The organism is Rhizobium sp. R635 (assembly GCF_002211285.1).
Taxonomy (GTDB): domain Bacteria; phylum Pseudomonadota; class Alphaproteobacteria; order Rhizobiales; family Rhizobiaceae; genus Rhizobium.
Map to the genome: position 1 here is coordinate 160117 of NZ_LOKX01000012.1, position 14259 is coordinate 174375.

Consider the following 14259-nt stretch of genomic DNA (forward strand, 5'->3'; position numbering starts at 1 on the left):
CGATCACAGGATCTGCCTAATTCTTCATCTCGCCGCCGGCGGCCGATATATCCTCGGTCGTATCGACGTCGAGGCTAGCTGCATCGCCAACATCAACGCCGAGCACCGGCAGGCCCGACGTCGTGATGATATCGCGCGCGCCGACATCGCCTTCAAGCCTGAGGATCACGTGATTGAGAGAGCGTGGCAGGATGACGGGGTTGCCGGGTTTGCCCCATGAGACGGCGCGGACGATGGCTTTGCCGCCCGAGTTGCGAAATGCGGAAATCAGGGCATTCAGATGCGCGATGGAAATGCCGGGCATATCGGCCAGCATGACGAGAATGCCGTCGGCGTCGTCGGCGCGCTTTGATGACAGTCCTGCTATCAGCGAACTCGCCATGCCGTCTGCGTAGTCGGGATTGTCGACGAGAGTGAGTGGAAGCCCAGCGAGTGCGGCCTCGATCTCAGGCCTGCGATGGCCTGTAACCACAATAACGCAGGCTGCATCCGACCCCAGCGCGGTCAGTGCACAGCGCCGCACCAGCGGCACGCCATCGAACTCGGCCAGCAGCTTGTGCCTGCCGCCCTCACCCATCCGGCTTGCCTTGCCGGCAGCGAGAATGACGATCGCGACTGACGCTTTAAGCATAAGCCATCGGTCTTGCCGCAGCGACCTCCGCCAGAACCGACAGGGCGAGCGAGGTTGAATCCCGGGTCGGACCGAAAATCCCGATGGGCGCCTTAATACGATCGATCTCGTCGCGTCTGAAACCCATGGCTGCCAACCGCTCGACACGTCGGCGATGCGTCCGGGTGCTGCCGAGCGCGCCGATATAAAACCCTGGCGAGGCAAGCGCGGTCTCGAGAATGGCGGCCTCGGCTTCGAGATCATGATGCAGGAGCACAACGGCCGTGAAGGGATCGATGGCACCGGCCGCTGCCCTGCCCTCCTCGCCCTGCCCGCGGATGACCACGTCGTAGCCGGAAACCTCGGCCAGTCGTGCGACGGCCTGCACTTCGATCGTCTGTCCGGAAATGACGACGCGGGTGCGGGGACGGTAGACGCTGACGAAATCTCGCTCCAGCCAACTGGCCCGTGGCGGCGGGTCTGACGGTTCCAGCGTCTGCCGCTCTGGTGAATAGGCCAAGCCGGCTTCCTGCCTCTGTCCGAGACAATCCAGAACATCCTGAATAGCTCCGGCATCTTTCAGTACATGGATTGCGACGGTGATTCCGCCGCCACAGGGAAGGACGATGTCAAAGAAGGGAGAGCCGTCGCCGAACTTCACCATGCGGTCGCGTCCTTCCGTTATCGCCAGAAGCGCTTCGGAAGCGACGGCAGCTTCGACGCATCCACCGGAGACATAACCGCAGAAACGTCCATCGGCAGCGACAACCACGTGGGAGCCGAGCGTGCGAGCCGCCCCGCCGCGGATGTCGACGAGGGTGGCGAGCGCCGCCGCTCCGCGACCGTGGGCGTCTAGCGCGAAACGAAGCAGTTCCGCAGGGTCGTCGGTGGCTGACACTCTGAAGGGAATTGGCGCCGCGATGGTCGCGAGTGTCTGATCCATGAGACATCCTTGGGAAAGCAACGGCGGTCCGGCTTTAAGACTGCCCGTAATACAAGGTGTTTTAGTTCAACGGAAGCGCAATGCCGCCCCTTCGCTGCCTTTCCAGAGCAACAAGCTTAGATCACCGCAATCGCCTTCTTAGCCTCCATCCCAATCCTGTCGCTTCCAACGTCCGCGTAAGTCTCGCTCGAAGCGGCCGCAGCGGCTAAGCGACGCGAGATTGGATGCCCTCATGTCGATCAAGATAATCGGAGCGAAACGGTTGCTGGCACCAAAGGCGCCGCCGGACTGTCCGGTTTAAGGGCAGCTTGACCTGCGGACCCGCTTATAGGTCACAGTGACGGGCAGCATCAGTGATCAGAGGGAGACCAACCAACGCTCTATATCGTCAGCGTCCGTGACGTCTGCATACTTCTGATGCATATCGTAAAGATTGGCTTCATGCGGCGCCCGGGCGCGGTCCGCGCAGCAGTCGGCTGGCACCAGAACATTGAAGCCTGACTGGACCGCATCGACGACGGTTGCTCGCACGCATCCGGAAGTCGTCGCGCCGGCGACCACCAGCGTATCGACGCCGGCACCGGTGAGAAGCGCGGCTAAAGGCGTCCCATGGAATGCGGATGCGCCCTTCTTGGTGATCACAGGGTCACCGGGCTGAATACCGGTGGCCGCATCGATCTCCACAAGCCGGCTCCCCTCGATCAGGGCCGCCATGCCGGTTGCCTTACGAAGCCATGGCAACATCGTCACCTCGCCTCGATGATAGGCTATGGTGGTGTATACCACCAGAATGTCTTTCGCCCTGGCAAGATCGGTGAGACGCCGCGTTGCGGCGATCTCGGCCTTCATGTCTGCCGCTGTAGGGTAGATCGTGTCGGTGAACCCGTAGGTGAAATCAACGACGACGATTCCTGGGCGAATGCCCCGCGGGACGGGCTGCCCGAACCCGGCGGTCTTGTAGATTTCCTGCTGCGACATGCGCCGTCCCCTCACGCTGGAAAGAGTGCTATCAGGCGCGCTCCATCTGAATTTCCTTCACGACAATGTCGCCATCGATGACGACTGGTTCGTCGTCGAGAAACAGCGAGCACCCGCGCATGGGAATATCGAGGTGGCAGGCCGTATCGTTGGGGCCGCCGAGTTCGTTGTTGGGGCCGGTGGAGAACATGACGTTGCCATAAAAGCTGCGCGGTTCCATACCCATGCCGCCCGGGAACGCGCCCGGCACCAGGTTGTGCCATTTCGCATGCGGGTTCATACCCCAGCCGACATGGCTCATGCCCATGCCGCGCGGATCGTTGAACGCCGCCATGTAAGATTTCACCAGTTCCGCATCGAGCCCGCCGCGGATGTCGGTCACCCAGCCCTTTTCGATGGTATAGATGATCGGTTCGCGCACATATATGTTTTGGGGCAGCAGGATGTCACCGGTTGCCACCACGATCTGACCGTCGACGCCATCGTCGTCGCCTCCAGTGAAGACGAAGCCGGACGGCCAGTGGTCCCAGCGTCCCGGCTCGTCGGTGTAGGCATATTCGGTTACCGTCGGATAGGTGTTGAGCTTGTAGCTGACGTCGGTTCCGTGCGGCGAGGTGATGCGCATGACCTTGGCCTTGGCGAGCATTTCACCGGCGATTTCAACCTTCTCGCGGATCTCTTTCGTCGGCAACATGCGAGCCAGCAGTTCCGGTGGCTCCACGGCGGTCAGGATGCGCGTTCCGGCCGCCTGAATTGCCATCTGCTCCGGCGAAAACAACAGGAAGATGCAGTCGATAAGCATATCGCAGGCCTTCAGCGCCTCGACCGCATCGGGCATGGCGGCAAGGCCGGTGACGCCGACATTCCAGCCGCCGACCGGCAGGGGGGCGGGCAGACGCATGTGATACATGCTTGCGCCGAGGCGCTGGCCCGCCGCCATGAAGGCGTCGGCATAGTCCAGGCGATCACTGCCCTGGGTGAGCACGATCAGTTTTTCGCCCTCGCGAACACCAGACATCTTCAACTGGTGCAGGCAGATTTCGGTGAAGCTCGCATGGTCCATGGCTGGGTCCTTTTCAATTCATCGTGCGGCTGGGCTGGAAGTCGAGAACGGCGGAGAGAAACCCCTCGAGGTCGTCCCAGGGGATCATATGACCGGCCTTTTCGACGATGCGCACGTCGATGCCGGGCTTTAGTTGCCGGATTTCGTCGATGTCGGCCGCGCCGATCACGGTGGCGCCACCGGCAACGACCAGCCGGGCCGGTGCGGTGATCTCGGGAAGGTCGGCATGAATGTTGTCGGTGTGGAAGCCATCATAGGCGGTGCGGATCGCATCGACCTGACAAGTATGCAGCCATTCGGCACGCAGAGCATTCTGCTCATCCGTCCAGCTCGGGCAAAAACTGCGCATGTCTTGTCCCGAACAGCCTTTCTGCGCCATCAGGATGGAATCCTCATACCAGCTCCAGGCTGAGGGATAGGCACGCCGCCCCGGGCCCGAGACCGGAGGATCGACGAGTATCAGCCCCGAAAATGCATCTGGAGCCTGTCGGGCCGCGCGGATGGCCGTGCGCGCGCCCATGGAATGACCAAGGACGATCGGGCTGCCGATCCCTGCCGTCGTCGCCAATGCCACGACGTCTGCTGCCATGGCATCCAGCGAATAATCAAGATTGCCCGCCTCACTCAGTCCGCGACCGCGCACGTCAAGGACATGCACATCGAAGACCGCCGCCAATCTCTCGGCCACAAAACCCCAGGTGATGGCGGGCGACGTAATGCCTGGAACCAGCAACATGGTCGGCCCCTGCCCCGGGAAATGGAGGAGATGCTGGCGGATTCCATTTGCCCGAACATGATATCCCTTTGCCATGTGCGCGCCCTCTTCAATAGGCGCCGGACAGCAGTGTGCCGCCGCCCGGTACCCGCGTATTGAGATCGAGAGCTCGCAGCATCTGCCAGGTGGTGGCGATGGCCGCCGTCAGGACCGGCTTGCCCGTGATCGCTTCGGCCATGGAAACGGCCGGCAGTGATGGCATCTGGACACAGGCCGAAAGTACCACGACATCCACGTCGTCAGTCTTCATGCCCTTTACGATCTCCGGCAGGTTCATCGGGTCGTGGGCGGCCACAGCCAGATTGTCCGGAATTTCCAGCGCGCGCCAGTCCGAGACTTCGATTCCTTCATTGCGAATGTAGGAAACGACCAATTCCGTGAGTGGTTTCATGTAGGGTGCGACCAGCGCGATGCGCTTGGCGCCGATCGCCTTTAGACCGTCTACGAGCGCTCCGGCAGACGTCACCACAGGCGCCGGATTGCCGTTGGAGACCGTGATGTCATGCAGGCGTGCTTGGCTTTGGCGATGATATCCGAGCCCCATCGCCATGATTGCGACCAGACAGGCATAACCCATCACCTCGACCCGGGCATCGGAAAGTTCCAGCGCGCAGCGGTCGCTGTCCGCATCCATGGCGGCCAGCTCTTCCTTCGTCACGTGCTTCATCCGCATGCGGGAGGAATGAAAGGTGAAGCGTTCGGGAGCGACCATCTCGCGTGCGCGCAGCAGCGCCGGTATTTCCGTCTCCATCGTAACGTTCGAGCTCGGGACGATCTGTCCGATCCGATAGGTTCTCATGCGCGGCTCCCTCGATCTGATGGAGGGATGTTAATTATTCATTTGAATAATAACAAGCACAAATTTTCGGCCGGCTCAGAAATTGAGCAGAGACTGGCATATTCCTATGTCATCTAGGCAGGCGCCCGCAGCCCTGCGGCAAGGAAGCGGACAAGTTGATCGAGCATTTCGTCCTTGCCGAAGGACGTCAGATGGCCTTCGGTTAGATCGCCGATGCGCCCCAAGTCGTTGAGCATGAAAAGATATGCTCCGACAAGAAACGCCATGCGCACGCTGATGATGTCTTTCGGCACCTGCGGCAGAACCTGTGAAAGTGCTGATATATAGCGTTTGACCGAAGCGTCGTAGATTTCCCTTCGAAGGCGCAGCGCATGCTCCTCGGGCTCAGCATGCAGTCGTGCCTGCATCGCGACGAAGGCGGCGCCATTGGGGCTCGAATACTTCATGTCCCATTGTGGTTTGAGGTAGGCATAAACAAGATCCTCGACGGATGGGTTTTCGCTGATCTCCAAAAGCCGATCGAGGTTGACGTGTCTATGTCCTGCCAGAAGTCCGCCGCGCCGCCTGAAGCATTCATCGAAGAGGTCGGCCTTCGAGCCGAAATAATACCGGATCAGCGCCTGGTTGACGCCCGCAAGAGAAGCGATTTCCCGCAGGTTGGCACCTTCGAAGCCTGCTTCCGCGAACGCCAATTCGGCATGATCCAAAATGCTGTCGCGCAGATCCGAGACGTTGCCGAAGGCGCCGGTTCTCGAAGGGCGCCCCGGACTGCGGTTTTTTGTTTTGAGCTTTTGCTCGACCACGCGATCGTCCTCGTCAGGGGCTTGCGCCCATTTCACTGGGTATGTTCAGGTTTTTTATTATCCACGTGTATAATTTTAAATCAGCCGTTTCAGCAGTTGCAGAAGTTGGTCCCTTTCCGTCGATGTCAATCGAGCAAGCGTGGCCTCGCTGCTGCCTATCACGTCCGGCAGTACCGCATCGAGAAGGCGGCAGCCTGTGTCAGTAATGAAGAGTGTGTAGCGTCTGCGATCTTCGCCGTCCTTCTCCACGTGGATCAGATCTCTGGCCAGCAGGCGCGAGACGACGCCCTTTGTGGTTGCGGCGTCCATCCCGACAAGACGACCGAGGGCGTTTTGCGAAAGCGGCTCCGAGGCCTCACGCAGCCGGTAAAGCGTAGAGAATTGCGTCGGCGTCAATCCGCCCGTCATGCGCTCCATGAACAAGGCCATATGCCTCTGATAGGCAAGACGCAGCAAGAAGCCGACCTGCTCGTCAAGGACGTAACTTTCGTTTGGGTCGGTCATCGGCGATTTCCAGCCTTCTGAAGGAAGTTGGTCGAACTGCAACATCCCAATGCCTGGCGTCAAGCCGGAATTCTGCATCCGCCTTGATGATGCGGCGCCTCGATTGGCGACAGCAGACGCGTTCGGAGCTGCTTAAATATCGGTCAGAAGCTCTTACTGCCTGCTGGTTGGGCAAAAAAAGCCCGCAGGTAGCAGAAATTCATTTGCATACAAACGATATTTCTGCTGAATTCCAGGTAAGGGTCAAAAATAGAGCCCGAGGGAACCGATGACGAATACCTTCGAACTGACGGTGAACGGGACCGCGCACCTGCTTCAACACCCCGGGGAACGAACACTTCTCGAGATCTTGAGGGATGAGTTCGGCCTGAAGGGGGCAAAGTATGGCTGCGGTAAGGCGCAATGCGGCGCCTGCACCGTGCTCATCGACGGCTCGCCGGCACGGGCTTGCGTGCTGCGGGCAAAACGTGCCTTTGGCCGCGTCATTACCACGCTCGAAGGCCTAGCCGATCCTGTGACCGGAGCGCTTTGTCCGGTCCAGAAGGCCTTTCTGGAATGCGAAGGCGCGCAATGCGGCTACTGCCTGAACGGAATGGTTATGACCGCCGTCGCTCTCCTGCGAAATAACCCCTCGCCGACGCGCGACGATATTCGCGTGGCTCTACGCCACAATCTTTGTCGATGCGGAACACATCTGGAGATCATCGCTTCCGTCGAACGCGCCGCCGAACTGATGCGTGGAGCCCAGAATGACTGAAAGCCTTCTCCCCGGCAGCCTGTCCATCTATGACGATTTCTCTTCCGGGCCGGCCGTCTTCCTGAGAATGGACGAGCGTGGTGTTGCCACCGGTTACAACGGCCACGTGGATCTCGGCACCGGCATCGACACTGCGCTCTCCCAGATCGTCGCGGAGGAACTGGACCTACCGTTGAGTGCGGTGCGTATGGTGCTTGGCGATACGGCTTCAACCCCCGACCAGGGGCCGACGATCGCCTCCGAAACGATCCAGATCGCCGCCATTCCGTTGCGCCTGGCAGCCGCACAGGCCCGCCTCTTCCTGGTGGCGGAGGCTGCCCGTCGCTTCAATGCCCCAATAGACGGCATCGTGATCGAGGCAGGCCGCCTCAGCTGGCAAGGCAAGTCTTGTGGTTATGGTGACCTGATTGCGGGGCAGGATGTCGCACTTAAGCTCGACCGGACAACTCCGGTCAAGCCTCCGGCGAACTATCGCATCGTTGGCCGCAAGACCGGACGCCGTGATCTTTCGGACAAGCTGCGCGGGATACATCCCTACATTCATGATGTGGACATTGCTGGTATGGTGCACGGCCATGTCATCCGGCCGCCTTATGCCGGACGCGACAGTGGAGCCTTCGTCGGCCATAGCCTTATGGGTTATGACGAGGCCACCGTGCAAAACCTTCCCGGTTTTATCGCGGTCGTTCGCCACGGTGATTTCCTTGGCGTCGTGGCGCAACGTGCCGATCAGGCCCAGGCAATCGCCGAGGCTTTGCCGGTGAATTGGCATCTGCCGCCCGAAATTCCTGACATGGCCGATCTGCGCCAGACGCTGAAGGACCATCCCTCCACGCCGCGCAGCCTTGATCGTGCCGGTAATTTTGCCCGGGCTATTGCGGAATCCGACGTGGCCCGGCAGCGCACCTATGTCTGGCCCTATCACGAACACGGCTCCATCGGCCCGTCCTGCGCCATCGCCGACTGGAACGGCGGCACGCCTCTCGTTTGGTCGGGCACTCAGAACCCGCATATGCTGCGCGGTGATCTGGCGGTTCTTGTCGGAGTGCAGCCTGAGCAGATCGAGATTCGCCGCTATCAGGCCGCTGGCTGCTATGGCCGTAATTGCGCCGACGATGTTTGCGGCGACGCGTTGCTTCTGTCGCGTGCCACGGGGCGGCCAGTGAGGGTCCAGCTCACCCGCGCGCAGGAGCATCTTTGGGAGCCCAAAGGAGCCGCGCAACTCATGGAGGTGCACGGCGGACTTAAGGCCGGCGCGCTGCACGCCTATGCCATCGACACCTGGTATCCATCCAACCGTGGGCCGAACCTGTCGCTGCTGCTGACGGGCCGGATCAGTTCGGAGGCGCGGCCTTCCGACATGGGCGACCGAACTATTATACCGCCTTATCGGGTGCCTCATAGGCGCATCACGGTGCATGACATGGCGCCGATCGTGCGGGCTGCATGGATGCGCGGTGTTTCCGCCCTGCCCAACACCTTTGCCCATGAAAGCTTCATGGACGAGATGGCGTACGAGGCGGGCGAGGATCCGGTTGCCTTCCGGCTCCGTCATCTCGACGACCCGCGGCAGGCTGATCTTGTCTGCCGCACGGCAGAACAGGCCGGATGGGCGGAGCGTGTCGGTCCGCGCCTGCGTCGCGAGGGCCGTATGGCCTTCGGTCAGGGCTTTGCCTTCGCCACCTATGTCCATGGCACCTTCCCCGGCACGGCGGCGGCCTCAGCCGCCTGGGTGGTGGATGTCGCCGTGGATACGGAAACCGGTGACGTCACGCTCACTCGTATCTTCATCGGCCAGGATCAGGGCCTCGTCATCAATCCGGACGGCGTGCGCCAGCAGATCCATGGCAACGCCATTCAGACGGCAAGCCGGGTGCTGATCGAGGAAGTCACCTTCAACGAAATTTCTCCCACACCGCGAAGCTGGGCGGCCTATCCGATTCAGACTTTTCCTGCCGTGCCCGAGATCGAGACCATGCTGATCGAGCGGCCGGACGATCCTCCGCTCGGCGTTGGCGAAAGCGCGGCGGTGCCAAGTGCGGCGGCCATCGCCAATGCTATTTTTGACGCGACGGGCGTGCGCATGCGGGAAGTGCCGTTCACGCCGGAGAAAATTCGCGCGGCGCTGACAGCTACGGGGACCATGCCCGCCCTCGCCGCCGCGGAGGCTCGCTCGCCCAAAAGCCGTAGCCCACTGCGCAAGAAACTGCTCGGGCTTGGCGCCGTCATCGGCGGCATGCTTACGATGGGTACTATTGCCCTACCGCTCAATCGGTCCGTTGCCCCTTCGGCTGCGCCTGCGTCCGGCATGTTCTCGAAGGAGACACTCGAACGTGGCCGGCAGGTGTTTGCCCTTGGTAACTGCGCCACATGTCACACCGCTGACGGTGGGTTGCCCAATGCGGGTGGACATCCAATGGTCACCCCCTTCGGCACGATCTATTCCACCAATATTACCCCCGAGCCGGAAACAGGTCTTGGCCGCTGGAGTTTCGAGGCATTCGAGCGTGCGATGCGACATGGGATCAGCCGCGATGGCCATAACCTCTACCCGGCCTTTCCCTATACCTCCTTTGCCAAGATCGGCAGCGAGGACATGCTCTCGCTTTACGCCTACATCCAGACGCTGACGCCCGTACACCAGGAACCACCACCGTCACGGATGATCGCGCCGACTAACCTGCGCCCGGCCCTCGCCGCCTGGAACTGGCTCTATCATGACGCCGCGCCCTTCACACCCGATCCGGACCGCAGCGAGATATGGAACCGTGGCAAGTATCTGGTCGAGGCGGCGGGCCACTGTTCCGCCTGCCATGCCCCCCGTAATATTGCCGGGGCGGAATTGCCCGAGCTGACCGGAGCCATGATCAAAGGCTGGTACGCCCCTGCCCTTGCCGGTCCGCAAGTCGCCACCCGCGGCTGGAACGAGGAGACGTTCTTTTCCTATCTACGCCGCGGGCATTCCGAGGCAGCGACTGCATCAGGCCCGATGGCGGAAGTCGCCGCCAGCCTTACCGCCCTGCCCGATAGTGATATCCGCGCAATGGCCACGTATCTGGCCTCATTGACTGGCGTTGATATCGCGACCGCCGTGTCCGCTCCTGAAGCCAAACTTGCACCCTCACGAGCCAGCCGGATCTACGAAAGCGCCTGCGGCGTCTGCCATGAGCCCGCGCTTGCCGGGACAGTCACGGCGGCTCTTGCGCCGATTAGCCGGTCGGCTGCACTGCGCGCGCCCGTGCCCGATGCCCTCTTCTCTGTTCTGGACGAAGGCCTGAAGGCGCCGGACGGGCTGGATCTGCGTGACATGCCGTCCTTCCACGGTGAATTCACAGACGTGGAACGGCAAGCCCTCGCTCGCTATCTGCGGCAGCGCTTCGCCCCCGACTTGCCACCCTGGTAATGCCGGAGGCCCGTGATTACGCAGGGTCTACTTCCGGCGACGACAACGACCGGTTCGCATTCACTTGATTGTTGACCAACAATATGCCTGAGAGAAGAAGGATCAACCCATGAGCATGAACATTGAGAAGGTCGAGATCGCAGTTATTGGAGCGGGCCTTGGCGGCGCTGCGGCAGCAGCTCTGCTCGCCGGCGCCGGGTTCTCCGTGCATAGCTTCGAACAGGCCCCGGCCTTCACGCGTCTCGGCGCCGGCATTCACATTGGCCCGAACGTGATGAAAATCTTCCGCCGCATCGGCATTGAAAAGAAGCTGGAGGAGATCGGCTCACATCCGGATTTCTGGTTCTCTCGGGATGGCGTAACTGGCGACTATCTCTCGCGCATTCCTCTCGGCGATTATGGCCGCAAGGAATACGGCGCCTCCTACATCACCATCCACCGCGGCGACATGCATGCCGTACAGATAGACGCGCTGCCGCAGGACCGGGTCCATTTCGGCCACCGCCTGACAGGCATCGAAGAGCGGGAGACCGACGTGCTGCTCACATTCGAGAATGGCCGGCAAGTTGCCGCCGGTCTTGTCGTCGGTGCCGACGGTATCAATTCTATGATCCGCGACATGCTGCTCGGGCCGGAAAAACCCCGCTTCTCCGGCTGGATTGGCCATCGCGCTCTCGTCAACATGGATAAGCTGCGTGGTTCCGGTCTCGAGTTCGAAGCCTGCGTCAAGTGGTGGTGGGAAGCCTCCCGCCACATGATGGCCTATGCCACCAAAGGCAATGGCAGCGAATATTATTATGTCACCGGTGTGCCGGTGGACAGCTGGGAGCATGAAACCAGTTTCGTCGACAGTTCCCGAGAGGAGATGGAAGCGATATTCGGAGGTTCCCATCCGATGGTGCAGGCACTGGTCGACGCCACCGAAACCGTCACAAAATGGCCTTTCTGGAACCGCGACCCCTTAAACCTTTGGAGCCGTGGTCGTCTTGTCATGCTGGGCGACGCATGCCACCCCATGCGTCCACATATGGCGCAGGGCGCCTGTATGGCCATCGAGGACGCAGCGATCTTGGTGCGATGCCTCGAAGAAAGCGGCATGGCTGACTATAGGGACGCCTTCTCGCTTTATGAGGCTACACGGCGTGAACGGGCCACCACGGTCCAGACCATATCCAACGCCAACACGTGGCTGAAGCAACCGGAAGATCCCGCTTGGGTCTATGCCTACGACCCGCTGACCGCTGCCCTCGGCTGAACCATTGTCCGATCGAAGTTCAGCAGAAAAGGGCTCAGCATCGGCCTGCCGGAAATAACCCGGCGGGCCGCGCGGCTGTGTTGTTATTCGCAGCGATGGCACGAGCGTCAGGCGTTTTCGATAAACTCGACTTTTCCATCCACGACCAACTGCACATGAGGGGCGTCCGGCCGCTCGATCTGACGCACAAGCCCTTCGACCAGGCTGCGTCCGACGGCTACCATATCCACGGTATGGGCGATGAGCGGGACAGAGAGGTAGCGACACATATGCGTGTTGTCGCGAGCGACGATGTGAAAATCGCGGCCAACAGTCAGGCCCTTTCGGCGCGCGGCACTTAGCGCTCCGAGAAGGCCGAGTTCGTTGGCGCAGATTAAGCCTGTCGGCGGCTCCGGAAGCTCCAGCAAGCGCGCTACCCAGCGTTCACTCGCCTCCATGGTAAAATCCTCGTGCCCGATCAGCTGAGGATCTATCGAAAGCCCCGCTCCGCTGACAGCCTTGGCATAACCGGTCATCCGCACGGTGCTGGACTGATCCTCTCGGGTGAGCAGTTGAAGTGCAATGCGCAGGCACCCTCGTTCGAGAAGCATGTTGGCTGCCTGGAAGGCTATACCCTCGTTATCGACATCCACAAAGGCGTAGTCGAGCGCCCTGCCGCTTCGGCCGAAGGCGATGAACGGAATGCTGCGATCCAGGAGAAACGGTATGCGCGGATCTTCCGAGAGCATTCGGGTAATCACGATTCCATCAGCGCCGCCGGCATAGATCAGCCGACTGAGATTCTCCTGCGGATCTTCTTCTGGTGTGGTGGAGTATATTGAGAGGCTATACCCGTGTTCCCGAGCGGCGACCGTCAGCCCTTCGATTAGGGGCAGTTTCACAATGTCGGACAGGTAGTCCCGCGTCTCCATCGGCAGTATGGCTGTGAGCGCTCGTGTGAGACCTGTGCGCAAGGCCCTGCCATGGAAGTTCGGGACATAGCCCGTAGCGCTGGCGGCCGCCTTTACACGCTTTATGGTGTCGGGATGAACCTCCGGCCCATCTTTCAATGCCCTGGAAACTGTTGTCACCGAAAGACCAAGCTCTGTCGCGATCTGCCTCAGATTGGGTCTCGAATTCACTGCCATCGCGTCTGTCAATCTTCCGTGGTTCGCTTCTTCAATACACTGCCCTTTCCGCCGGAAGATTGGAAGTGGGCCGGTTGAAGAACGAGATTCCGCTTGACGAAAGCGTCGACATCTAGCAATCGTAACGTTACGATTTACAAAAATCGGGCGCTAGACCCCAGAAATCGTCATTCAGAGGTGAACAAAGGAGATATCGAATGTTTCGTATGCTGCGCTTATCCGTGGCGGTTATCGCCATAACCGCCGCCGGCCCGCTGGCTGCACAGACACTGACCATCACAACGGCCGGCGGCGACTATGGTGCCGCCATGAAGCAGGCCATGTGGGAACCTGCCGCCCACGAACTTGGCTTTGACGTGCGTGAAGAAACCCAGAGCGACGGCTTTGCAGCACTCAAGATGCAGGTCACTTCAGGTGCAGTCACGACCGACGTTATCCACCTCGGGTCGCCAGAAGGTGCGCAGGCTGCCGCTCAAGGACTTTTAGAGCCGCTGGACTATTCCGTCATCGACGGCAAATCACTGCCAGCAGGCGCGCAATCGGAATACTGCTATCCCTTCAGTTCCTACGGTACAGTGATGGCGTGGAACACAAAGACCATCGGCAAGAATCCGCCGAAGACCTGGGCCGAGTTCTGGGACGTCAAGACATTTCCCGGAACCCGCGCGCTGCGAGCCAATGCGCAGGATCTCATAGAAATAGCACTTCTCTCGCAAGGAGTAGCGCCCAATGACGTTTACAACGTCCTGAGCGCACCAGGTGGGCTGGAGCGCGCCATCGCCCGCCTCCAAGAGCTGAAGCCGAATGTTGCGATCTGGTGGACCTCGGGTGCGCAATCGGCCCAGATCCTGAAGGACGGCGAAGCCGACCTGGTCGTCACTTGGAATGGTCGCGCCCAAAGCGTCAAGACCGACGGCGGTGCTGTCGATTACAGTTTCAAGGGTTCGGTCATTGGCACGGACTGCCTTGCCGTTCCGAAGGGCGCGGCAAACAAGGATGCCGCAATGAAGCTCATTGCGGCGATGACGAAGCCAGAAAGAGGCGCGAAGCTGACGGACTTCATCGCTTATGGACCGGTCAACCCCAAGGCCTATGAAGGTGGATTGATCCCGTCGGAACGCCTGCAACTCCTTGCCACTGCTCCCGGCAATGTCGAAACCTCGGTTTTTTCGAAGGCCGACTGGTGGCAGAAAAATGGTGAAGCCGCCCAGGTCGCCTTCGACGAAATGATGAACCGTTGAC

General features: G+C 60.6%; 13 protein-coding genes. 4 read left to right on the plus strand and 9 right to left on the minus strand.

Translation table 11 applies throughout. From position 1 onward, the window contains the following. Nucleotides 1–16 precede the first annotated feature (16 nt). The 8 genes from ATY78_RS11475 to ATY78_RS11510 form a co-directional block, all read right to left on the minus strand. Entirely contained in the window at nt 17–631 is a 615-nt protein-coding gene (locus ATY78_RS11475) for a nucleotidyltransferase family protein (protein WP_088682453.1), read from the minus strand. Continuing rightward, entirely contained in the window at nt 624–1553 is a 930-nt protein-coding gene (locus tag ATY78_RS11480) for an XdhC family protein (protein WP_088682454.1), read from the minus strand. The genes ATY78_RS11475 and ATY78_RS11480 overlap by 8 nt, the downstream gene beginning before the upstream one ends. Before the next feature lie 357 nt (nt 1554–1910). Further along, nucleotides 1911–2531, minus strand: a complete 621-nt coding sequence (locus ATY78_RS11485) for an isochorismatase family protein (RefSeq protein WP_088682455.1) — start codon at nt 2529–2531, stop codon at nt 1911–1913. A 31-nt stretch (nt 2532–2562) separates the two neighbouring features. After that, entirely contained in the window at nt 2563–3594 is a 1032-nt protein-coding gene (locus tag ATY78_RS11490; RefSeq protein ID WP_088682456.1) for a leucyl aminopeptidase, read from the minus strand. Nucleotides 3595–3607: 13 nt separating this feature from the next. After that, complete coding sequence (locus ATY78_RS11495; protein WP_088682457.1) at nt 3608–4405, minus strand: alpha/beta hydrolase; 798 nt, start codon at nt 4403–4405, stop codon at nt 3608–3610. Nucleotides 4406–4418: 13 nt separating this feature from the next. Further along, on the minus strand, nt 4419–5120 hold the full coding sequence (ndpH, locus tag ATY78_RS11500; protein WP_141105639.1) for a maleate isomerase: 702 nt from the start codon (nt 5118–5120) through the stop codon (nt 4419–4421). A gap of 161 nt (nt 5121–5281) precedes the next feature. After that, the gene (locus ATY78_RS11505; protein ID WP_280950439.1) at nt 5282–5890 is read right to left on the minus strand and encodes a TetR/AcrR family transcriptional regulator; all 609 of its coding nucleotides are present in this window, start codon (nt 5888–5890) and stop codon (nt 5282–5284) included. Nucleotides 5891–6046: 156 nt separating this feature from the next. Then, entirely contained in the window at nt 6047–6475 is a 429-nt protein-coding gene (locus ATY78_RS11510; protein ID WP_088682459.1) for a MarR family winged helix-turn-helix transcriptional regulator, read from the minus strand. Between the two features lie 268 nt (nt 6476–6743). Here ATY78_RS11510 and ATY78_RS11515 point away from each other — a divergent pair, with 268 nt between their 5' ends. The 3 genes from ATY78_RS11515 (at nt 6744) to ATY78_RS11525 (ending at nt 11890) form a co-directional block, all read left to right on the plus strand. Next, nucleotides 6744–7232, plus strand: a complete 489-nt coding sequence (locus ATY78_RS11515; protein WP_088682460.1) for a (2Fe-2S)-binding protein — start codon at nt 6744–6746, stop codon at nt 7230–7232. Beyond that, nucleotides 7225–10635, plus strand: a complete 3411-nt coding sequence (locus tag ATY78_RS11520) for a molybdopterin cofactor-binding domain-containing protein (RefSeq protein ID WP_088682461.1) — start codon at nt 7225–7227, stop codon at nt 10633–10635. The genes ATY78_RS11515 and ATY78_RS11520 overlap by 8 nt, the downstream gene beginning before the upstream one ends. Nucleotides 10636–10744: 109 nt before the next feature. Beyond that, nucleotides 10745–11890: an FAD-dependent monooxygenase gene (locus tag ATY78_RS11525; RefSeq protein ID WP_245313548.1), complete on the plus strand. Its 1146-nt coding sequence runs from the start codon at nt 10745–10747 to the stop codon at nt 11888–11890. A gap of 107 nt (nt 11891–11997) precedes the next feature. On the opposite strand, the gene ATY78_RS11530 is transcribed toward ATY78_RS11525, so the two are convergent. Continuing rightward, entirely contained in the window at nt 11998–13017 is a 1020-nt protein-coding gene (locus ATY78_RS11530) for a LacI family DNA-binding transcriptional regulator (protein ID WP_088682462.1), read from the minus strand. Nucleotides 13018–13214: 197 nt separating this feature from the next. Between ATY78_RS11530 and ATY78_RS11535 the strand changes: the two genes are divergently transcribed. Further along, nucleotides 13215–14258, plus strand: a complete 1044-nt coding sequence (locus ATY78_RS11535; protein ID WP_088682463.1) for an ABC transporter substrate-binding protein — start codon at nt 13215–13217, stop codon at nt 14256–14258. The last annotated feature ends 1 nt before the right edge of the window (nt 14259 follow it).

What these genes read in the sequence shown, in the direction of transcription:
- ATY78_RS11535 (WP_088682463.1), top strand. Translation starts at nt 13,215, where the DNA reads ATGTTTCGTATGCTGCGCTTATCCGTGGCGGTTATCGCCATAACCGCC.
- ATY78_RS11515 (WP_088682460.1), top strand. Translation starts at nt 6,744, where the DNA reads ATGACGAATACCTTCGAACTGACGGTGAACGGGACCGCGCACCTGCTT.
- ATY78_RS11510 (WP_088682459.1), bottom strand. Translation starts at nt 6,475, where the DNA reads ATGACCGACCCAAACGAAAGTTACGTCCTTGACGAGCAGGTCGGCTTC.
- ATY78_RS11530 (WP_088682462.1), bottom strand. Translation starts at nt 13,017, where the DNA reads ATGGCAGTGAATTCGAGACCCAATCTGAGGCAGATCGCGACAGAGCTT.
- ATY78_RS11495 (WP_088682457.1), bottom strand. Translation starts at nt 4,405, where the DNA reads ATGGCAAAGGGATATCATGTTCGGGCAAATGGAATCCGCCAGCATCTC.
- ndpH (WP_141105639.1), bottom strand. Translation starts at nt 5,120, where the DNA reads ATGGAGACGGAAATACCGGCGCTGCTGCGCGCACGCGAGATGGTCGCT.
- ATY78_RS11480 (WP_088682454.1), bottom strand. Translation starts at nt 1,553, where the DNA reads ATGGATCAGACACTCGCGACCATCGCGGCGCCAATTCCCTTCAGAGTG.
- ATY78_RS11475 (WP_088682453.1), bottom strand. Translation starts at nt 631, where the DNA reads ATGCTTAAAGCGTCAGTCGCGATCGTCATTCTCGCTGCCGGCAAGGCA.
- ATY78_RS11520 (WP_088682461.1), top strand. Translation starts at nt 7,225, where the DNA reads ATGACTGAAAGCCTTCTCCCCGGCAGCCTGTCCATCTATGACGATTTC.
- ATY78_RS11525 (WP_245313548.1), top strand. Translation starts at nt 10,745, where the DNA reads ATGAGCATGAACATTGAGAAGGTCGAGATCGCAGTTATTGGAGCGGGC.
- ATY78_RS11485 (WP_088682455.1), bottom strand. Translation starts at nt 2,531, where the DNA reads ATGTCGCAGCAGGAAATCTACAAGACCGCCGGGTTCGGGCAGCCCGTC.
- ATY78_RS11490 (WP_088682456.1), bottom strand. Translation starts at nt 3,594, where the DNA reads ATGGACCATGCGAGCTTCACCGAAATCTGCCTGCACCAGTTGAAGATG.